The organism is Nocardia farcinica, from assembly GCF_001182745.1.
Classification (GTDB): Bacteria; Actinomycetota; Actinomycetes; order Mycobacteriales; family Mycobacteriaceae; genus Nocardia; species Nocardia farcinica.
On record NZ_LN868938.1, the window covers coordinates 1,533,783 to 1,553,782 of the forward strand.

The following is a 20,000-nucleotide window of genomic DNA, read 5'->3' on the forward strand; positions in this document are numbered from 1 at the left end:
GTGGATTCCGTCCACCCGGTGGGTGAAGGGAGGGTCACGGTGCGGACATCCACGCCGGGTTCATCCACGTCCACCCGCCCGTCGATCACCTCCCCCGTCGGCGCGTCGTTCGCGTCCGTGCCGGCACTGTTCCCCGCGCTCGCGGACCCCGCCCACACCTATCTCGACAGCGCTGCCACCACCCAGAAGCCGGTGCCGGTCATCGACACCGTCACCCGTTACCACCGCGAGCGCACCGCCAACGCCGGACGCGGCTCCTACCCGTGGTCGACGGCGCTGGCCGCACGCATCACCGAGATCAGGGCACGGACGGCCGCCTTCCTCGGCGCGGGGCACACCGACGAGATCGTGTTCACCCCCGGCGCCACCGCCGCGCTCAACGCCGTGGCACTCTGCTGGGGCCTCGCCGTGCTCGACGACGGCGACGAGATCCTCTACAGCCCGGCCGATCACGCGTCGAACGTGCTGCCGTGGCACCACCTGCGCGGACTGCTGGGCCGGGTCGGACGGCGGATCGACCTGGTCCCGTACGCGACCACCCGCCGCGGCACCGCCGACATCGACGACATCCTCGCCCGCGCGAGCCCGCGCACCCGGCTGGTCACCCTCGCCCACCTGCATCACGTCTACGGTGGCCGCACCGATGTCGCGGCGTTGCGGGCGGGCCTGGACCGGCGGGTGGCGCTGTGCGTGGACGCCAGCCAGAGCGCGGGCCATCTGCCGCTGGACGTGACCGCCCTCGGCGCCGACTTCGCGGTCCTCGCCGCCCACAAGATGTTCGGCGCACCCGGCCTCGGCGTGCTGTACTGCGGCCGGCGCGTGCACGACTCGCTGCTGCCGTTCCTGCCGGGTGGGAACTCCGGTGTGCGGGTGGGTGATTCGGGCCTCGAATCGACCGGCATGCCACACCTGCTCGAGGGCGGGACCCCGGACATTCCCGCCGTCCTCGCTCTCGGCAGCGCCCTCGACGTGCTGGAATCCCTCGGCCGCGACCGCATCGCCGCCCACAACCACCTGCTCACCCGGCGGCTGATCGACGGCCTGCGCACGGTGCCCGGCCTGGACTTCCTGCCCGGGCCCGCCCACGGCCCCGAGACCGACGGCGACGGCATCGTCTCGTTCACCCTCGACGGCATCGCCGCCGCCGATCTCGGTTTCGTGCTGGCCGAGCACGGTTTCCTGGTGCGCACCGGATCGCACTGCGTGCCGGCCGCGGACCACGCTGCCCCGCACCGTGATTCGGTGCGCGTGAGCACGCACGTCTACACCACGGTCGAGCAGATCGACCGGTTCGTCCGCTGTGTCGCGACCATCGCCGAGGAGGTCACGTGAGTGCGCACACCCCCCGCTACGACCGGAGGGCGGCCTCGCGGGTGCTGGCCGAGCTCACCGAGCCCGGCCTGTTCACCGGCCCGCTCGAGCCCGGTGAACCCCGGCTCGTCGAATACACCGCCACCCCGGTGCGCGGCGAGCCCGGCAGCCACCTCACCACCTCCCAGCGGATGTATCTGGAGCGGTTCATGCGACCCTGCCGTCCCGAGCAGGTCACCACCGCCACGCATCGGATGACCTGGACCGACAGCGACGGCGTCCCGAACACCGGGCACTTCCGCGCCGACGGCCTCGGCCCGCTGGTGCCCGTCGCGGCCAGGGAAACCGTGCTCGTGCTCCGGCGGGCGCTCACCGCCGACACCGCGCTCGCCGCCCGGATCGCCGCGCTCGGACCGCAACAGCACGCGGTGCTGACCGGTACCACCACCGACCACGACCCGCTGGAGATCCTGTGCGTCGGCATCGAGGCCGCGGCGCGCGCGCTGGCACAGCACGCGCTGCTGGCCCGGCAGACGCCGTACCGGGAGCCGGGCGAATTCGCCCGCGGGCTCGCCGATTCCGGCATCTTCACCGCGGTGGCCACGCGCTGGTTCTGGGAGTTGCAGGCCTCGACCTACCGCCGCGGCATGATCCCGGCGACGCTGGTCGCGCTGCCCGACGGCACCGTCCGCTACACGGCCGAGACGGTGGCCACGCTGCGGGCGATGAAGGACGCGACCATCGCGGAGGCGCACGCGGTGATGCGCCGCGCGACCACCACCGAGGGCCTGACGGTGGCCGAGGCGCTGGCCAAGTACCACGACGAGCTCGACCTCATCTCCCGCCAGTACGCGCTGCTCGGGCCCGGCACCCGGCCCGCCTGCCTGGCGGCGATGCCGCATCAGCTCGACGGGCGGCACTACACGCTGCTGCCGCTGGTGATCGACCGCTTCGTGGAGACCTTCGGCGCGGTCGTCGACCGCTGCCGGATCGTGGCCGCGCCCGAGACCGGCGAACCCGGCGACGAGCCGCTCGCCGCGCAGGACATGGTCTGTTACGTCCCCGACATGAGCTGCCGGCACTGCGTGCGCACCATCACCGCGACACTGGCGGGCATGGGCGTCCCCGTGCTGGAGGTCGACCTGGAGACCAAGCGGGTCGTGGCGGAATTCCGCAGCCCGCGCAACCGGGCCAGGGTGTTCGAGGCGTTGCGCGACGGCGGCTACACCCCGGTGTCGGAGCGGCCGCGGGTGGCCGGTCCGGCCACCGAGCCGGTGGTATGAGCGGCGAACCGCCCGCGCTACCGGCGCGGCTGCATCCGCTGGTGCGCGCCTTCCTCGACGACCGGGCCGCCGTCGCGGCCGTCGCCGACTCCGGCACACCCGCGCACGTGGTGTTCCCGCAGGTGCTCGCCGAGAACGTGGGCGCGCTGGCGGCGGTGCTCGACCGGAGCCCGGTGCGATCGCGGATGTGCTACGCGCACAAGGTGAATCGCTCGCCGGCCTTGGCGAGGGCGGCCGAGCGGTGCGGCATCGGCATCGATGTCGCCTCCCCCGGCGAACTGGCGAACGCGCGCGCGGCGGGTTTCGCGCCCGCGCGGATCGAGGTGACGGGGCCGAAAGGCGCGCGCTTCCTGGCGACGGCGGTGGCGTCCGGCGCCACGATCAACGTGGACAACCTCTGGGAACTCGCCGCCCTCGACGACCTCGCCCGCGGCACGGACCCGATACCGGCGCTGCTGCGCGTCGGTGACCTCCCCGGGACGCCGCGCAGCCGCTTCGGTGTGCCGCTGCCCCGGGTCGACGACGCCCTGCGGCTGCTGGCCGCGTCCACCTCGCGGATCCGGTTCCTCGGCTTCGCCTTTCACCTCGATTCCGGCGCGGTGACCGACCGGGTGCGCGCCGTGCAGACCTGCCTGGCATTGATCGAACGCGCCCACGCCCACGGCCTCGCTCCGCACGTGCTCGACATCGGCGGCGGGCTGCGCCAGGTGTTCACCGCCGACGCCGACCGTTTCGACGGCTACGTCCGCGCGTTGCGCGACGGGCTGGCCGGGCGTGGGCCTGCGATGAGCTGGCCGGGGCAGACCTTCGGGTATCACGTCGCAGGCGGTGCGGCCCACGGCACGCCGGTGTTCCACAAGTACGGCAACACCGTCGGCGCGTCCGACATGCTCGCCGAACTGCTGGCCGCCCCGCTGGCCGAGCACGAGGGTCGCCCACTGGGCACGGTGCTGGCCGACAACCTGCTCGAGCTCTGGCTGGAGCCGGGCAAGGCGTTGGTCGACCACGCGGGGCTGACGCTGGCGAGCGTGGAGTTCGTCAAGGAACTCGGCGACGGCACCGTGCTGGTCACCCTCGACCTCAGCCGCGACACCGTGACCCCCGCCGACCAGGAGGTGATGGTCGACCCGCTGGTCCTGCCCGGTGCGCGGCGCGACGACGGTCCCGCGGTGGGGGTCTACTTCGCGGGCAGGCTGTGTCTCGAACGCGACCTGATCACGACCCGGCAGGTGTTCCTGCCCGGCGTGCCCGCGCCCGGTGACGTGGTGGTCTTCCCGAACACCGCCGCCTATCACATGGATCTGTCCGCCTCGACCGCGGCGAGGTGGGCACCGCCGCGGCGGTGGGTCGTGGAGTCCACCGAGGCGGGTTTCGCGGCGCGCCCCGACACCGAGGCCGCCGCCTGATGCGCTACGACCACATCACCGACCTCGTCGGCAACACTCCCCTGCTGCGACTCGATCCGGCGGTGCACGGCCTGGACGGGGTCGAGCTGTTCGCGAAACTGGAGTCGCACAACCCCTTCGGCTCGGTGAAGGACCGGGTGGCGGTCGCCCTGCTGCGCGACGAACTCGACCGCGTGCGCGCGGACGGGCAGAGGCTGATCGAAGCCTCCAGCGGCAACACCGCCAAGGCCCTGCGGGTGCTCGGCGCGATGTCCGGCGTCGGGCTGCGCGCGGTCACCAACCGGATCAAGGTCGGCGAGGTCCGTGACCTGCTGCGCCTGCTCGGCACCGAGATCGTGGAACTGCCCGGGCTGTCGGAATGCCCCGATCCCGGTGCGCCCAACGACGTCGCGGCGGTGATCGCGGCGACGATGGCGCAGGCACCGGGCGCCTACCACCACCCCTCGCAATACACGAACGAGAAGAACATCGAGGCGCACTGGCACGGCACCGGCCACGAGATCCACCGCGACCTCGCCGCGCGCGGCATCGACCGGGTCGACTATCTCGTCGGCGGACTCGGCACCACCGGCTCCACCCGCGGCACCGCCACCCACCTGCGCACCCACCATCCCGGCCTACGCACCATCGGGGTGGTGTCCACCCGGGCGGATTTCATCCCCGGCATCCGCTCGGAGACCGAGATGTGGGACGTGGGGCTGTTCCGGCCCGAGTTCTACGACCGCATCCTCGCGGTCGACTCCGGCACCGCCATCGAGGCCACCCTGCGCCTGGCCACCGGGTACGGCGTGCTGGCCGGGCCGACCAGCGGCGCGTCCTACGCGGCGGCCCTACAGACACTGCGCGACCTCGACCGTTCGCGGCGGCCACCGGACGGTCCGGTCGTCGCGGTCGTGATCGTCTGCGACCGGCTCGAGCCGTACCTGTCCTATATCAAGAAGCGCAGGCCCGACCTGTTCGGCGGCGCGGATCCCGAGGCGGCGCCCACGCCGGCCGAACTCGCCGCCGTTCCCCGCCTGACCCCGGCCGAACTCGCCGACCGCGACCGGACCGAGCGGCTGACCGTCGTCGACACCCGCGGGGCGATGGCCTACCGGATCGGGCACGTGCCCGGCGCGATCAATCTGCGCGACGACCTGCTCGACGACATGCTCACCCACGGCGTGCCGTTCCCCCGCGGCAGGCCGGTCGTCTTCGTCTGCCCGGTCGGCGAGGTCGCGCTGCGTTTCGCGGTCCGCGCCCGGCGCGCGGGCTACGACGCCGCGAGCCTGGACGGCGGCGTGGTGGCCTGGCGCGACGCGGGCCTGCCGTGGGAGCGCGGCTGACGACGCGGGCGACTGAGCGAGCGGCGCGGCGCCGGCCGAACGATAGTGTGGGGCCGTGCAGACAGGTCAGGATTCAGACGACGCCGGTCCCCGCATCTGGGGTGGAACGACGCTCACCGAGCGCCGGGAGGCGCGCCGTGCCGCGCTGCTCGAGGCCGCGCTCGACCTGATCGGGGAGGCGGGGGCGGCGGGAGTCACGATGCGCGCGGTGTGCCGGCGGGCCAATCTCACCGACCGCTACTTCTACGAGAGTTTCAGCAGCCGCGACGAGTTGCTCGACGTGCTCTACCGCGGGGTCGCCGAGGAGTTCCTCGATCCGATGACGGCGTTCACCGACGCCGACGATCCTTCCCGCGACCGGGCGCTGGCCGAGGTGCTGGTCGACAAGGTGCTCGAGGATCCGCGCAAGTCGCGGCTGTTCCTGGTGGAGCCGTATTCGAGCACGGGCTTGGGGCAGACCACCATCGCGGTGATGCCCGCGTTCACCCGGCTGATCCAGGATCACCTGTTCGTCCACATCGAGGATCCGGTCAAGCGGAGGCTGGCGGCGGTGAGCATGGCGAGTGGGAACGCGGGCATGTTCTCGGCGTGGTTGAACGGTTCGCTGCGCGCGACCCGCGAGCAGATCGTCGAGCACTGCGTGGCGATGCTGGGGGCCTACCGCACGCTCTACCGCTCCTGACACCGGACCGTTTCTTCGCGGCACCGCATTGACGGCGGCTGCCTTCACTTCTAAATTGAAGGCACCTGCCCTCAGATGAAAGGCGTCGCTGCCATGCCACTGTTCAACCCGACGACGGACACCTTCGCGGAGTTCGATCCGAAGACGCGGGAGCTGCTGACGGCACTCGTGGACTTCTTCGAGCGCAAGGGCAAGCAGAAGCTGACGGCCGACACCCACCGCGCCGAGTGGTACGACGACTGGATGGCCTTCCTGGCCGAGTCCCGCATCCTCGCCTACATGGCGACCCCGAAGGCGCACGCCGGCGGCGATCCGGACAAGCGCTGGGACACCGCCTTCATCTCCAAGTTCAACGAGATCACCGGTTTCTACGGCGCCCAGTACTGGTACGCCTGGGGGGTGTCCACACTCGGGCTGGCCACCATCTGGCAGAGCGACAACGCCGAGGCGCACGCCCGCGCCGCCGAGGAACTCGACCGCGGCGGCATCATCGCCTTCGGCCTGTCCGAAAAGGACCACGGCGCCGACATCTACGCCACCGACATGCTGCTCACCCCCGACGGCGCCGGCGGCTTCACCGCCACCGGCGGCAAGTACTACATCGGCAACGGCAACGTCGCGCGGCTGGTGCCGACCCTGGGCAGGCGCACCGACATCGAGGGCCCCGACGCCTACGTGTGGTTCCTCGCCGACTCCCAGCACCCCAACTACACGCTGGTCAAGAACGTCATCCACGGCCAGAACTACGTCAGCGCCTACGATCTGGCGAACTACCCGGTGCGCGCGCAGGACGTGCTGCACACCGGCAGGCGGGCCTTCGACGTCGCACTCGCCGCCGTGAACTGCGGCAAGTTCAACATCGGGATGGTCACCCTCGGCATCGTCCAGCACAGCTTCTACGAGACGATCAACCAGGCGCACGGCAAGATCCTGTTCGGGCACCCGGTCACCGATTTCGGTCAGGTGCGCCAGATCCTGTCCGACGCCTACGTGCGGATCACCGCGATGAAGCTCTACCACGAGCGCGCCATCGACTACATGCGCTGTTCGTCCCCGGCGGACCGGCGGTTCGTGCTGTTCAACTCGATCGGCAAGATGAAGGTCACCCGAGAGGGCGAGCGGGTGTTCCGGGAACTCTCGGATGTCATCTCCGCCAAGGGATTCGAGAAGGACACCTACTTCTCGATGGCGCGCGGCATCATCGATTCGATGCCGCGACTCGAGGGCACCGCGCACGTGAACATGGCGCTGACGCTGAAGTTCATGACCAGCTTCCTCTACAACCCGGCCGAGCTGCCGCCGGTGCCGGTGCGCCGCGATCCCGGCGACGACGAGGCGCTGTTCCGCCAGCCCGGCGCGGCGGGGTTGAGCAAAGTCCGTTTCGCGGACTGGCGGATCCCGTTCCGCCGATTCGAGCACCTGCCCAACGTCGCCCTGTTCCTGGCCCAGGCCGAGCGGTTCGTGCAGTTCCCGGTGCAAGCGCCGATGACCGACGCGCAACTGGCCGATCTCGACTTCCAGCTCGCCGTCGGCGAACTGTTCACCCTGCTGCCCTACGGCCAGCTCATCGTCGAACAGGCCGCGCTCGCCGGCACCGCCGAAGAACTCGTCGACGCGATCTTCGAGGTGCTGGTCCGCGACTTCGCCGGGTACGCGCTGGGCATCTTCACCAAGCCGTCCTCGACCCCGGCCCAGCAGGACTGGGCGCTGGCCGCGCTGGCAAAGCCCGTCTCCGACCCCGAGCGCGCGCGGCGACTCTACGCGGAGGTGCTCGGTTACGCGGGCAGCTACGAGATGGCGCCGTAACGGCGGCCGACTCGCACGACGCCACCGCGCTTCGGGCCGACCGCGGCGAGCTGGCGAGCTAGAGTTGCCCGATAGCGACGGCGGCGAGGAGCGGGTGTTGGTGTCCATCGGGAAATTGGTGTCCTTCGACAGTTCGCGGGGGTTCGGGTTCATCCGCCCGGAGGACGGTGGGCCGGATGTGTTCGTCCACGTCAACGACATCGGGCTGGACGAGGACGAGCTACGCCAGGGCCGGGTCTTCGAGTTCGACGTGACCGAGGGCGACCGCGGCCCCAAGGCGATCAATCTGAGCGCGGTCGGCGGTGGCGGGCCCGCCGCCGCACCGCGCGTCCGCAAGGACCGCGGCGGCCAGCTCAGCGCCGACGAGCATCGCCGGTTGATCACCGAGCTGCTGCTCGACGCGAGCCCCGCGCTGACCGCCGGGGAGATCCTCACCATCCGGGAGCGGCTGACCGCGTTCGCCGACGAACGCGGCTGGCTGGACTGACGGCGCGGCGGGCGCACAGATCCGCGCTCGTGTCGGACCGGCGTCCTACGATCGAGCCGATCGCCCGCCGGGCGATGAATTCGCGTCGGCCGCGGCGTCGACACGGGTGAGGACGCCGACCCGAGGAGGAAGCGTGGACCTGCCGGTGATGCCACCCGTCAAGCCGATGCTGGCGAAAGCGACGCCGACGGTGCCGCGTGAGCCCGGCCTGTGCTACGAGCCGAAATGGGACGGCTTTCGCTGCGTGGTGTTCCGCGACGGCCCCGAGGTCGAGCTCGGCTCCCGCAACGACCGCCCGCTGACCAGGTACTTTCCCGAGGTCGCCGAGCTGTTGAAGCAGGCGCTGCCGGCGCGCTGTGTGGTGGACGGCGAGATCGTGGTGGTCACCGAACACGGCCTGGATTTCGACGTGCTGCAGAACCGCCTGCATCCGGCCGCCTCCCGGGTGAACAAGCTGGCCGTGGAGACACCGGCCAGCTTCGTCGCCTTCGATCTGCTCGCCCTCGGCGACGAGGACCTCACCGGCGAGCCGTTCGCCGAACGCAGGCGCAGGCTCGAGCAGATCCTCGACACCGAGCTGGCCCGCGTGCACCTCACCCCGCTCACCCGCGATCCCGACGTCGCCGAGGACTGGTTCACCCGGTTCGAGGGCGCCGGCTTCGACGGGGTGATGGTCAAGGCCGCCGATCAGCCGTATCAGCAGGACAAGCGGGTGATGTTCAAGGTCAAGCACGAACGCACCGCCGACTGCGTGGTGGCGGGCTTCCGCTGGCACAAGGACGGCCAGGGGGTCGGTTCGCTGCTGCTCGGTCTCTACGACGACGACGGGCGGCTGCACCACGTGGGCGTCGCCAGCAGTTTCACCGCCGCCCGGCGCGCGGAACTGGTCGACGAACTCGCCCCGCTGCGGGAGAACGCGCTCGTCGACCACCCCTGGCGGGAGTGGGCCGACGCGGCGGCCCAGGCCAGGTCGGAGGGCAAGATGCCGGGCGGGATCAGCCGGTGGACCGGCGGCAAGGATCTGTCCTGGGAGGCGCTGCGGCCGGAGCTGGTCGCCGAGGTGCGCTACGAACACGTGCAGTCCGGCCGGCTGCGCCACGGCGGCAGGCTGGTGCGCTTCCGCACCGACCGCACGCCGCAGTCGTGCACCTACGCCCAGCTCGAGGAAGTCGCGCCCGCGGAACTGTCGGAGATCTTCACCGAGACGGCGGCGTCGCGATGAGCGGGCCCACCCTGGAGGTCGAGGTCGACGGCCGGGTGCTGGCCATCAGCAACCCGGACAAGGTGTATTTCACCAAGCGCGGGGAGACCAAGGCGGATCTGGTCCGCTACTACCAGGCGGTGGCCGAGCCGCTGCTCGGGGTGATCCGTGATCGGCCGCTGCTGCTGGAACGGCACCCCGACGGCGCCTCGGGCAAGTCGTGGTTCCAGAAGCGGGTGCCCAAGTCGGCCCCGGACTGGCTGCACACGGTCGAGGTGACCACCCCCAACGGCACCACCAGCGACGCGCTCGTCGCGCACGACCTCGCGCACATCCTGTGGGCGGTGAACCAGGGCTGCCTGGGCTTCCACGTCTGGCCGAACCGGGTGCGGGACCTCACCGTCGCCGACGAGCTGCGCATCGATCTCGATCCCTCCCCCGGCATCGGCTATCCGGACCTGGTGCAGGCGGCGAAACTGACCAGGGGATTGTTCGACGAGCTGGGCATCGCGTCGGCCGTGAAGACCTCCGGCTCGCGCGGTCTGCACATCTACGTCGCGCTCGAGCCGCGCTGGGACGGGTACCAGGTGCGCGCGGCGGCGGTCGCGCTGGCCAGGGAGCTGGAGCGGCGGCATCCGGACCTGATCACCGCGCACTGGTGGAAGGAGGAGCGCGGACAGCGGGTCTTCGTCGACTACAACCAGAACGCCCCGCACAAGACGGTGTTCGGGGCCTGGTGTGTGCGGCCGAAGGTCGGCGCGCAGGTGTCCACGCCGATCTCCTGGGACGACCTGGACAGCGTGGTGCCCGACGATCTCACCATCGCGACCGTGCCCGCGCGGCTGGCCGAGCGCGGCGATCCGTGGGCGGACCGGGCGCCGCAATCGATCGAGCCGCTGCTGGCGATGTCGGAACGGGACATGGCCGCCGGGATGATGGACGCGCCGTGGCCGCCGCAGTACCCGAAGATGCCCAACGAGCCGCCGCGGGTGCAGCCCAGCCGGGCCAAGAAGCAGTAGCGCCGCCTCACTCGGTCCAGCGGACCCAGGCGGCGTCCCGCGCGCCACCCTCGCACACCAGCGCGCGGCCGTCGGCGGTGCGCCCGGATTTGGCGATACCCGGATCGCAGGTCTCGCCCGGTTCGTACACCCCGGTGCCGACGTGGTACGGCCCCGACCAGCGGTAGACACCCTCGGTGGCCGGGTCACCCAGGCACAGCAGCGTGCCGCCGTCGGCCGCGCTGCCGATCATCCCGAGCTGCGCGGCGGTGCACGCGGCGCCCTTGCGCACCACCGGCGCCTCGGCCGTCGGCAGCGCGGTGGGCGTGGTGCTCGCCGGCGGCGGGGTGGGGGTCGTGGTGGGCGGCGCGGCGGTCGATCCGGCCGTGGACTGCGGGGCGACCAGGTCGTCGGCGCGGGTGAGGCCGTCCGACAGCAGGTTTCCCGACATCAGCACCAGCGCCGCCAACGTGGCCACTTCGGCGAGCCCGAGCAGCACCGCGAACGTCGCCATCGCCCGGCCGCGCGGATGCCCGAAGGCGATCAGGCCGAACACGATCGCGACCGGGAACAGCGCGAGCAACGCGGCCACGAGCGCGATCACCGCGTACGGGTTGACCATCGGGCGCGGTTCGGGCGGGAACGGGTCGTCGGGCTCGTGCTCGTCGGGCCACGCCTGCGGCCACGGCTCGCTGTCCTGCCATTCCTGCGTCCGTGCCATCGCCGGTCCCTCTCGCACATCCCACTCTCGCGCGGCGCCCCGGAAGCGGCGAACCCCACCAGATACCGGGACAGAATACGGGCGCGTCCGGCGGATGGTCGGGCCACCGCGGTGATCGGGACGTAATACGCGTCACACCGCAATCGGCTGAAGGGAACCGATTTCTGCACTCGATGCAAAACGGCATCCAGTGCATGACACGGCGGGCGATCGGCGCATCACGGTCGACCGGTGGCGGGACGCGACACGCCGCCACCCGCCGGACCGGATCACTCGGCCGTGTCGACCGTGCGCATCGTCTCGGTGACCAGGGTGTACAGCAGATCGGCGAGCAGATGGTGGACCTGATCGCGGGTCAGGTTGCCGCGGGTGATCCATTCGCGGCCCGCGGCTTTCACCAGCCCACCGTAGGACCGCACCATCGCGCGCAATTCTGCACTGTGTGCAGAATCGGCGAGACCGACCATCCGCAGCGTCCGCTCGGCCGCCGCGTCGTCGGCCTCGTCGAGGATCTGCTGCACCTCCGGATCGTCACCGACGCCTTCGTGACTGGTGACCTTCACCCAGGTGCTGCCGTGTTCGGCGATGGTGTCCAGCAGCCACCGCACGCTGGCGTCCACCCGTTCCCGCGGGGTGCCGGTGGGCTCGAACATGTCGTCGGCGCGGGGCAGCGTCACCATCCGGCGCACCACCGCGAGATACAGGTCGCGCTTGTTGCCGAAGTAGTGGTTGATCAAGCCGCGGGCCACCCCGGCCCGCTGCGCCAGTTCGGCGGTGGACACGGCCGCGTACGGCCGCTCGCCGAACATCTCGATCGCGCGGGCCAGGATCTGCGCGCGCCGCTCGTCGGGTTCGAGCCGGCGCCTGCGCGCGGGGGCCTCAGAGTGACCGGGCAATGAGATCCTTCATCACCTCGTTGCTGCCCGCGAGGATGCGCAGCACACGGGCACCGGTGTACAGCTGGGAGATCGGATACTCCGTCATGTACCCGTAGCCACCGAACAGCTGTAGGCAGCGGTCCACCACGCCGCCGAGCTGGTCGGTGATCCAGTACTTGGTCATCGCCGCGGTGGGGATGTCGAGTTCCCCGCGTAGGTGCTTGACGATCGCGTCGTCGAGGAAGGTGCGCGCCACCCTGGCGATGGTGGCACATTCGGCGAGTTCGAACTTCGTGTTCTGCATGGCGTACAGCGGCTTGCCGAACGCCTCGCGGCCCTTGGTGTACTCGACGGTGAGCTGGACGGCCTTCTCCATCATCGGCACCGCGATCACCGCGGTGACCAGGCGCTCCTGCGCCAGCAGCTGCATCATCTGGTAGAAGCCCTGGCCCTCGGCCTCGCCGAGCAGGTTGCTCGCGGGCACCCGCAGGCCGTCGAAGAACAGCTCGGCGGTGTCCTGGCCCTTGCCGCCGATCTTGCTCAGGATGCGGCCGCGGGTGAAGCCCGGGGTGTCGTCGCCGACCTCGGCGAAGATCAGCGAGACCCCCGCGGCGCCCTTGGTCGGGTCGGTCTTGGCGGCGATGATGATGCCGTCGCACAGCCAGCCGTTGGTGATGAAGATCTTCGAGCCGGTGATGACGTACTCGTCACCCTCCCGCACCGCCCTGGTCTTGATGTTCTGCAGGTCCGAGCCGGTGCCCGGTTCGGTCATGCCGATGGAGAGCACCATCTCGCCGCTGGCGGCCTTGGGCAACACGCGGCGCTTGAGCTCCTCGGAACCGAACTCGGCGAGGTAGGGCGCGATGATCGAGCTGTGCACGGGCATGCCGAGGGCGCCGTCGCCGGCCAAGGTCTGCTCTTCGATGATGGCGGCCTCGTGCGCGAACGTCCCACCGCCGCCCCCGTATTCGGCCGGGATCGCGGTGCACAGCAGGCCGAGTTCACCGGCCCGGTTGTACAGGTGGCGGTCGGGGTGGCCCTGCTCGACGAACTTCTCCTCGTGCGGGACGACCTCCTTCTCGAAGAAGTTGCGGGCGAGTTCGCGTACCGCCTCGACCTCGTCGTCACTCCACGCCGCGCGTGCCATGGTGTCGATCCTTTGCTCGCTGTGGCCCGGCCTCGGGCACCGGACCCCGGCATCAGAGTCCCAGCCCTATTGGCGGCTTGTCAACAAAGGACGGACAAGAGTCCGCCGCGCGGGTGGAACCGGAGCGGTCAGGCCTCGTGACCGGGTCGCAGACCGGCGACGCGGTCGTAACGGAGGGCGGGCCCGGCGACCGGCGCGCGCCCGGCGAGCGGTTCGAGCAGCAACCCGCAGTGATCGCCGAAGTCGTGGCGTTCGAGAATGCGCCCGGCGAACCAGCCCGACGCGCCGGTGAGCACCGGCACCTCGTGCGGGCCCGGCGTCCACGCGCAGTGGGCGAACTTGTCCACGGTGTCGCCGGATTCGGTGGCGAAGAGCCGGGCCAGCGCCTGCTGGCCGGAGGCGAGCAGATGCACCGCCAGATACTCGGCATCGGCGGCGACGCGATAGGTGTGGTTCCTCTTCGACAGCCCGACGAGGAACCGGCGCGGTTCGATGCTCACCTGCGTGCCGAAGCCGACCAGGCAGCCGGCCCGCACCCCGTCGGCCACGGTGGTCACCACCCATACCGGATAGTCGGCGGCGGCGACGACCGCGTCGAAGGCCTCCTCGACACCCTGCCGGGCAACGACCACGGTTCCCTCCTCACCCTCGTCCCGCCGCGGGCGGGCGTACCCGTCGCGGCGGTCGCGCCCCCTGGTAGCGCGCGCGACGGTCGGGGGCGAGCCGTGCGCGCCGTCCCGCGGCCCACCGAGGGCCGCCCCGTCCACCGTACCGAGGCCGAGCGGATCGGCGGCGACGGCAGCGATTGCCACAGCCGTTGATCGGGTCCGCCGCGGCTGCTCACCCACCGCGGTCGGGGCACCGCCGGGGGTTTGCGAGAATGGATGCCGCGTTCGCCCCCAGCTCACGAAGGATGTTCCCAGACCCGATGGCCGAGACCCGTATCGATCCCGACGAGCTGGCCACCTGTCTACGGGTGCTCGATCAGGCCGCCGAGCTGGACAAGGACGACCCCGACTCGGTCGCGGTGCAGCGGGCCGTCGGCCACATGTTCAAGAAACTCAAGCAGCGCAGGCGCAGCGAGGCCCGCCGTCGGGTCGCCGAGGCCGACCGCGCCGTCGTCGCCGCCACCGCCACCGGCTCACCGAACCGCATCGATGACGAGACCGCCGGTATCCCGCTGTCCTCGAGCGCCGCGGGCGCCAGCGCGGGCGAACTGCTGCGGGCACGGCCCTGCTACATCTGCAAGCAGCGCTACACCCGGGTGGACGCCTTCTATCACCAACTGTGCCCGGAGTGCGCGGCCGCCGGCCACGCCAAGCGCGACGCGCGCACCGACCTCACCGGCAGACGCGCGCTGCTCACCGGCGGCCGGGCCAAGATCGGGATGTACATCGCGCTGCGGCTGCTGCGCGACGGCGCGCACACCACCATCACCACCCGCTTCCCCAACGACGCCGTGCGCCGCTTCGCCGCGATGGAGGACAGCGCGCAGTGGCTGCACCGGCTGCGCGTGGTCGGCATCGACCTGCGCGACCCGGCCCAGGTGGTGGCCCTGGCCGACGACGTGGCCGCGCAGGGCCCGCTCGACATCCTCATCAACAACGCCGCCCAGACCGTGCGCCGCTCCCCCGGTGCCTACAGCGCGCTGGTCGAGGCCGAATCCGCGCCGCTGCCCGCGGGCGCGCTGCCCGACGTGGTGACCTACGGCAAGACGATGCAGCCACACCCGACCGCACTCACCGCCTCGCTGGCGCCCAGCCTCACCGCCGCCGACGTCGCCGAACTCGCCCTCGTCGCGGGATCGGCCACCCCCGACCGGATTTCGCGTGGCGTGGCGATCGACGCGGGCGGCCTGGTACCGGATCTCGCGCACACCAACAGCTGGGTGCAGACCGTCGGCGAGGTGGACCCGACCGAGTTGCTCGAGGTGCAGCTGTGCAATTCGGTGGCGCCGTTCATCCTGGTCTCCCGGCTGCGCCCGGCCATGGCGGCGGCACCGGCGCGGCGCAAGTACATCGTGAACGTCTCGGCCATGGAGGGACAGTTCAGCCGCGGCTACAAGGGCCCGGGCCACCCGCACACGAACATGGCCAAGGCCGCGCTGAACATGCTGACCCGCACCAGCGCCGGCGAGATGTTCGAATCCGACGGCATCCTGATGACCGCGGTGGACACCGGCTGGATCACCGACGAGCGCCCGCACTACACCAAGATGCGGCTGGCCGAGGAAGGCTTCCACGCGCCGCTGGATCTCGTCGACGGCGCCGCCCGCGTCTACGACCCCATCGTGCAGGGCGAGAACGGCGTGGATCTCTACGGCTGCTTCCTCAAGGATTACCGGCCCTCGCCCTGGTGAGAGTGCCTACCCTGGAGGCATGGGCTACCGCCTGCTCGCCGATCTCACCGCGCTGACGCATTTCGCGTTCGTCGGGTACGTGGCCCTGGGCGGGTTCCTGGCGTGGTCGCGGCCGTGGGCGTTCTGGCCGCACCTGGCCGCGGTCGGGTGGGGATTCGGCACCGTGCTCGTCGGCTACGACTGCCCGCTCACGCACGTGGAGAACTGGGCGCGCCGCCGGGCCGGTGACGCCGAACTGCCCGCCACCGGGTTCATCGACCACTACCTCACCGGGGTGATCTATCCCGAGGACGCGGTCGACCTGGTGCGGCTGCTGGTGGCGGTGGTCGTCGTGGCGTCCTGGGCGGGGGCACTGGTGACGATCCGCCGCCGCGGCGCCCCGGTCGGGCCGTGACGATGTCCGCCCGAGCGGGGCGGCGTGCGCGGTGCCCGGTCAGGACTCGGCGAGCACGGAACTGATCAGCGCGGCCACCTCGGCGACCTGCTCGTCGAGGTAGAAGTGCCCGCCGGGGAAGGTCTCGCGCCGGAACGCGCCGGTGGTGAAATCGCGCCACTCGTCGCCTTGTTCGGGCGTCATCGTCGGATCGGCGGTGCTCACCAGCGCGGTGATCGGGCACGGCAGCGGATCGGTGCCGCCGGGGGTGTAGGTCTCCACCGCCTGGTAATCGGCGCGCACCGCGGGCAGTACCAGGTCGGCGAGGCCGGGCTCGGTGCGCAGCACCGCGACCGAGGACGGATCGGTGGCCAGGCGTTCGAGGTCGGCGATCAAGCCCTCGTCCGGACCCTGGTGCAGCCTGCCCGGTTCGACGAACGTGGGTGCGGGACGGCCGGAGACGAACAGGTGGGTGAGCGGCAGGCCCGCCTCGGTCAGCCTGCGCGCGGTCTCGTAGGCGACGGTGGCGCCCATGCTGTGCCCGAACAGGGCCAGCCGATCGACCGGCTGGGGCAGCAACTCCGCGGCGATCCGGTCGGCGAGGGTGTGCAGATCCGGCACCGCCGGCTCGCCGAGGCGGTCCTGCCTGCCCGGGTATTGCACACCGAGGACCGCGATGCCGGGGCCGGTGCGGCGGGCGAGTTCGCGGTACGCGGTGGCCGAACCACCGCCCGGCGGGAAACACACCAGGTGATGGCGCGGCGCGGGGTCGGTTCGAAGTTCGCGCAGCCAATCGGTGGCGGCGATCGCCCTCTCCAAGTCGGTCTCCTCCGGGTCGTAACGGCTAGTCTCGGACTGGTGAACGCGCACACACGGCTGGTCCACGACTACGAATCCGGAATCGGTGTCCCCGCGTCCGGCATTACCGATTCTCCCGATCCCGGTAGCAATCTCGCTGCGACCCTGCCGGTGTGGGCGCTGGCCGCCGGGTCGGTCGCCGCGGTGGCCGCCGCGGCCAACCGGTTGCGCGACGCGCACGGACTGGCCCCGGTCCCCCACCGTATCGACCCGGAGCGGATCACCGCCGCGTTCTCCAGTGATCACCTGATGCGCGTGGACGGCCGCCCGGTCACCGCGTTCGCCGATCTGTCCGGCTTCTTCCCCACCTTCGACGGCTGGGTCCGCACCCACGCCAACTATCCGCACCACCGCGCCCGCCTGCTCACCGCGCTCGGACTACCCGAGGACATCCCGTTCGACATCGCCGTCGCGCAGATCGCCATGAGCCGCGCCGCCGACATCGAGGACAACGCCGCCGCGGCCGGGGCGATCGCGGTGCGGGTGCGCACCGAACAGGAGTGGGCGGCCACCCCGCAGGCCGCGGCCGCCGCGTCCGGGCCGGTGGTGGCGATGGAGCAGCGCGAGGACCGCTCGGGCAGCATGATGCGTTCGGAGGCGACGCCGTTCCAGCCGCTGCGCGGGGTGCGGGTGCTCGATCTGACCCGCGTCGTCGCCGGGCCGGTGGCCACCCGCACGCTCGCGCTGCTCGGCGCCGAGGTGCTGCGGGTCGATCCGCCGTGGCTACCGGAGCTACCGTGGCAGTTCGCCGACACCTGTCAGGGCAAGCACTCGGTGCTGCTGGACCTGCGCACCGGCTCGAGCACCTTCCACGACCTGCTCGCCAACGCCGACGTGCTGGTGACCGGTTATCGGCCCGGCGCGCTGGAGCAGGCGGGCCTGATCACCGCGGTGCGCCGCGGGCTCGTGCACGCCCGGGTGTGCGCCTGGGGCGAGAGCGGTCCGTGGGGAGATCGCCGCGGATTCGACAGCATCGTGCAGGCCGCCACCGGAATCGCGGTGCTGGAGGGCGCCCCGCAGGTGCCCGGCGCGCTGCCCGCCCAGGCGCTCGACCACGCGTCGGGGTACCTGCTGGCAGCGGGTGTGATCGACGCGCTGGCCGCCCGCACCTTCGACGGTGTCGGCCGCGACGTGCGAGTGTCGTTGGCGCGCACCGCGTCCTGGCTGCTGGCCGCTCCCGGTCGCACCGTCAAGCATCCGCCGCCCGCCGCGCCGAACCCGCACGCGGTGGTCGCCCACGGCACGCTGCTGACCGCCGCGCCCGCGCTGGCCGAGTATCCCGATTACGCCTGGCCCGCACCGCAGTTCGGGTCCGGCGCACCCGCCTGGCCGGTGCGCACCCGGTAGTCCACGGCGCGAGCACGAACGACTGCTCCGCGACCGCTGGTCCACACCGGAGAAGTTGTCCCCACCCGCCCGAAATTCCTTTGCGCCGCCACCGCGGCGGGCGGTGGAATGGGTCACCGCCGACATCCCGGTCGGCGGACACGACCAACGACGCGGCAGGGGACTCATCGTGGACATCATCGGCGACCGCCTACCCACCGCGGCGCCCGCGCGGGCGGGCCGCCGCGAATGGGTCGGCCTCGCCGTGCTCGCCCTCGCCTGCCTGGTGTACGCGATGGACCTGACGGTGCTGCACCTGGCCGTGCCGATGATCAGCGCCGATCTGCACCCGACCGGCTCGCAACTGCTGTGGATCATCGACATCTACGGGTTCATGGTCGCCGGGCTGCTGATCACCGCGGGCACGCTCGGCGACCGGCTGGGCAGGCGGCGGATGCTGCTGTTCGGGGCGGCGCTGTTCAGCCTGGTCTCGATCGTGGCCGCCTTCGCCCCCAGCGCGGAGATCCTGATCCTGTGCCGCGCGCTGCTCGGCATCGCCGGTGCGACGGTGGCGCCCTCGACGCTGTCGCTGATCTTCGACATGTTCGCCGATCGGCGGCAGCGGTCACTGGCCGTGGGGGTCTGGGTTGGCGCGTTCTCCACCGGCGGCGCGGTGGGGCCGATCGTCGGCGGCGTGCTGCTCGAACACTTCTGGTGGGGATCGGTGTTCCTGCTCGCGGTCCCGGTGATGGGGTTGCTGCTGGTGCTCGGCCCGATGGTGTTACCGGAGTACCGGGATCCCACCGCGGGCAGACTCGACCCGCTGAGCACGGCATTGTGCGTGGCCACCATGCTCGCGGTCGTGTTCGGGATGAAGAAGATCGCCCAGGACGGGCCCGGCGTCGTCGCGGTGGGCGCGCTCGGCGCGGGGCTCCTGCTGGGCGCGGTGTTCGTGCGACGACAGCTCACCGGCGCCGCGCCGATGCTGGATCTGCGCCTGTTCCGGCTGCCCACCTTCCGTTACGCGCTGCTCATCAACGTGGTCGGGGTGTTCGTCGCGTTCGGGTACTTCCTGTTCGTCGCGCAGTACCTCCAGCTGGTGCTCGGACTCTCGCCGTGGCAGGCGGGGCTGATGATGGCGCCGTCCGGGCTGGCGTTCATCGTCGGTTCGCAGGCCGCACCGCGCCTGGTCCGGGTGGTCCGGCCCGCCTACCTCGTCGGTGGCGGGCTGCTCACGGCGGGGATCGGGCTGTTGCTCATGACCCGGCTGGCCGCGGACGGCGGCGCCGGCCTCGCGGTGGCGGCCGCCTTGATCAGTTCGCTCGGCCTGGCGCCGGTGTTCGGCATCACGACCGAGATCGTCGTCGGTTCGGCGCCGCCGCAGCAGGCGGGCGCCGCCTCCGGGGTGTCCGAGACCGGCGCGGAACTCGGTGGGGCGCTCGGCATCTCGATCCTGGGCAGTATCAGCGTGGCCATCTATCGCGGCGACCTGAACACGACGTTGCCCGACGGGCTGGCTCCGGCTCAGCGCGACGACGTGCGCGACACGCTCGGCGCGGCGGCGCGGGTGGCCGCGGAGCTGCCTGCCGCCACCGGTGAAGCCGTGCTGACGGCGGCGCGGGCGGCCTTCCTGCACGGTGTGCACCTCACCGCCGGGCTGGCGGGCGTGTGCGCGCTCGTCATCGGTGTGTTCGCACTGCGGCGGCTGCGGCATCTGCCCGCGGGCGAACTCGACGCCGGGCACTGAGCGGCGCACCGGCGCGCGGTGCGCCGGTGAACGACCCAGCTCCGACCGGCCGCGGAGGGCACCCGGGCGTGGGCGGGAACGGGTTGATTAGG

18 protein-coding genes are annotated in these 20,000 nt (G+C 71.5%); 13 read left to right on the top strand and 5 right to left on the bottom strand.

Annotation, left to right across the window (positions count from 1 at the left end; translation table 11 throughout):
* Window positions 1-39 precede the first annotated feature (39 nt).
* The 9 genes from AMO33_RS07455 to ligD all read left to right on the top strand — a co-directional run bounded on the left by AMO33_RS07455 (window position 40) and on the right by ligD (window position 10,520).
* Window positions 40-1,332 (top strand): aminotransferase class V-fold PLP-dependent enzyme, encoded by a 1,293-nt coding sequence (locus AMO33_RS07455; protein WP_082668712.1) that lies wholly within the window; start codon window positions 40-42, stop codon window positions 1,330-1,332.
* Window positions 1,329-2,594, top strand: a complete 1,266-nt coding sequence (locus tag AMO33_RS07460; protein ID WP_060591541.1) for a heavy-metal-associated domain-containing protein — start codon at window positions 1,329-1,331, stop codon at window positions 2,592-2,594. Before AMO33_RS07455 ends, AMO33_RS07460 begins: the two co-directional genes overlap by 4 nt.
* Window positions 2,591-4,000, top strand: coding sequence for a Y4yA family PLP-dependent enzyme (locus AMO33_RS07465; RefSeq protein ID WP_060591543.1), 1,410 nt, complete (start codon window positions 2,591-2,593; stop codon window positions 3,998-4,000). The genes AMO33_RS07460 and AMO33_RS07465 overlap by 4 nt, the downstream gene beginning before the upstream one ends.
* Complete coding sequence (locus AMO33_RS07470; RefSeq protein ID WP_060591546.1) at window positions 4,000-5,325, top strand: pyridoxal-phosphate dependent enzyme; 1,326 nt, start codon at window positions 4,000-4,002, stop codon at window positions 5,323-5,325. The genes AMO33_RS07465 and AMO33_RS07470 overlap by 1 nt, the downstream gene beginning before the upstream one ends.
* A gap of 55 nt (window positions 5,326-5,380) precedes the next feature.
* Complete coding sequence (locus tag AMO33_RS07475; RefSeq protein ID WP_060591549.1) at window positions 5,381-6,007, top strand: TetR/AcrR family transcriptional regulator; 627 nt, start codon at window positions 5,381-5,383, stop codon at window positions 6,005-6,007.
* A gap of 93 nt (window positions 6,008-6,100) precedes the next feature.
* Complete coding sequence (locus tag AMO33_RS07480) at window positions 6,101-7,813, top strand: acyl-CoA dehydrogenase family protein (RefSeq protein WP_060591552.1); 1,713 nt, start codon at window positions 6,101-6,103, stop codon at window positions 7,811-7,813.
* Between the two features lie 94 nt (window positions 7,814-7,907).
* Window positions 7,908-8,300 carry a cold shock domain-containing protein gene (locus AMO33_RS07485; RefSeq protein WP_060593358.1) on the top strand — a complete coding sequence of 131 codons (393 nt, stop codon included), beginning with the start codon at window positions 7,908-7,910 and terminating at the stop codon, window positions 8,298-8,300.
* Window positions 8,301-8,433: 133 nt separating this feature from the next.
* The gene (locus AMO33_RS07490) at window positions 8,434-9,522 is read left to right on the top strand and encodes an ATP-dependent DNA ligase (protein WP_179946646.1); all 1,089 of its coding nucleotides are present in this window, start codon (window positions 8,434-8,436) and stop codon (window positions 9,520-9,522) included.
* A complete protein-coding gene (ligD, locus tag AMO33_RS07495) occupies window positions 9,519-10,520 on the top strand; it encodes a non-homologous end-joining DNA ligase (RefSeq protein ID WP_060591555.1) in 1,002 nt (333 codons plus the stop codon). Before AMO33_RS07490 ends, ligD begins: the two co-directional genes overlap by 4 nt.
* A 7-nt stretch (window positions 10,521-10,527) precedes the next feature.
* Here the strand turns inward: ligD and AMO33_RS07500 are convergent, their stop codons facing one another.
* The 4 genes from AMO33_RS07500 to AMO33_RS07515 form a co-directional block, all read right to left on the bottom strand.
* Window positions 10,528-11,220, bottom strand: a complete 693-nt coding sequence (locus tag AMO33_RS07500; RefSeq protein ID WP_060591559.1) for a hypothetical protein — start codon at window positions 11,218-11,220, stop codon at window positions 10,528-10,530.
* 269 nt (window positions 11,221-11,489) lie between these two features.
* Complete coding sequence (locus AMO33_RS07505) at window positions 11,490-12,116, bottom strand: TetR/AcrR family transcriptional regulator (RefSeq protein ID WP_060591562.1); 627 nt, start codon at window positions 12,114-12,116, stop codon at window positions 11,490-11,492.
* Window positions 12,100-13,245, bottom strand: a complete 1,146-nt coding sequence (locus tag AMO33_RS07510; RefSeq protein ID WP_011209088.1) for an acyl-CoA dehydrogenase family protein — start codon at window positions 13,243-13,245, stop codon at window positions 12,100-12,102. Before AMO33_RS07510 ends, AMO33_RS07505 begins: the two co-directional genes overlap by 17 nt.
* A gap of 128 nt (window positions 13,246-13,373) precedes the next feature.
* Window positions 13,374-14,057: a flavin reductase family protein gene (locus AMO33_RS07515; protein ID WP_309545920.1), complete on the bottom strand. Its 684-nt coding sequence runs from the start codon at window positions 14,055-14,057 to the stop codon at window positions 13,374-13,376.
* Between the two features lie 116 nt (window positions 14,058-14,173).
* Between AMO33_RS07515 and AMO33_RS07520 the strand changes: the two genes are divergently transcribed.
* Entirely contained in the window at window positions 14,174-15,604 is a 1,431-nt protein-coding gene (locus AMO33_RS07520) for an SDR family NAD(P)-dependent oxidoreductase (RefSeq protein WP_041560105.1), read from the top strand.
* 19 nt (window positions 15,605-15,623) lie between these two features.
* Complete coding sequence (locus AMO33_RS07525) at window positions 15,624-15,998, top strand: DUF2784 domain-containing protein (protein ID WP_060591564.1); 375 nt, start codon at window positions 15,624-15,626, stop codon at window positions 15,996-15,998.
* A 39-nt stretch (window positions 15,999-16,037) separates the two neighbouring features.
* Here the strand turns inward: AMO33_RS07525 and AMO33_RS07530 are convergent, their stop codons facing one another.
* Window positions 16,038-16,796 (bottom strand): thioesterase II family protein, encoded by a 759-nt coding sequence (locus AMO33_RS07530; protein WP_060593361.1) that lies wholly within the window; start codon window positions 16,794-16,796, stop codon window positions 16,038-16,040.
* A gap of 39 nt (window positions 16,797-16,835) precedes the next feature.
* Between AMO33_RS07530 and AMO33_RS07535 the strand changes: the two genes are divergently transcribed.
* Both AMO33_RS07535 and AMO33_RS07540 read left to right on the top strand, forming a co-directional pair.
* A complete protein-coding gene (locus AMO33_RS07535) occupies window positions 16,836-18,182 on the top strand; it encodes a CoA transferase (protein ID WP_011209083.1) in 1,347 nt (448 codons plus the stop codon).
* Between the two features lie 175 nt (window positions 18,183-18,357).
* Window positions 18,358-19,908, top strand: coding sequence for an MFS transporter (locus AMO33_RS07540; protein WP_373862121.1), 1,551 nt, complete (start codon window positions 18,358-18,360; stop codon window positions 19,906-19,908).
* Window positions 19,909-20,000 lie beyond the last annotated feature (92 nt).

What these genes read in the sequence shown, in the direction of transcription:
- AMO33_RS07510 (WP_011209088.1), bottom strand. Translation starts at nt 13,245, where the DNA reads ATGGCACGCGCGGCGTGGAGTGACGACGAGGTCGAGGCGGTACGCGAA.
- AMO33_RS07470 (WP_060591546.1), top strand. Translation starts at nt 4,000, where the DNA reads ATGCGCTACGACCACATCACCGACCTCGTCGGCAACACTCCCCTGCTG.
- AMO33_RS07500 (WP_060591559.1), bottom strand. Translation starts at nt 11,220, where the DNA reads ATGGCACGGACGCAGGAATGGCAGGACAGCGAGCCGTGGCCGCAGGCG.
- AMO33_RS07465 (WP_060591543.1), top strand. Translation starts at nt 2,591, where the DNA reads ATGAGCGGCGAACCGCCCGCGCTACCGGCGCGGCTGCATCCGCTGGTG.
- ligD (WP_060591555.1), top strand. Translation starts at nt 9,519, where the DNA reads ATGAGCGGGCCCACCCTGGAGGTCGAGGTCGACGGCCGGGTGCTGGCC.
- AMO33_RS07520 (WP_041560105.1), top strand. Translation starts at nt 14,174, where the DNA reads ATGGCCGAGACCCGTATCGATCCCGACGAGCTGGCCACCTGTCTACGG.
- AMO33_RS07525 (WP_060591564.1), top strand. Translation starts at nt 15,624, where the DNA reads ATGGGCTACCGCCTGCTCGCCGATCTCACCGCGCTGACGCATTTCGCG.
- AMO33_RS07480 (WP_060591552.1), top strand. Translation starts at nt 6,101, where the DNA reads ATGCCACTGTTCAACCCGACGACGGACACCTTCGCGGAGTTCGATCCG.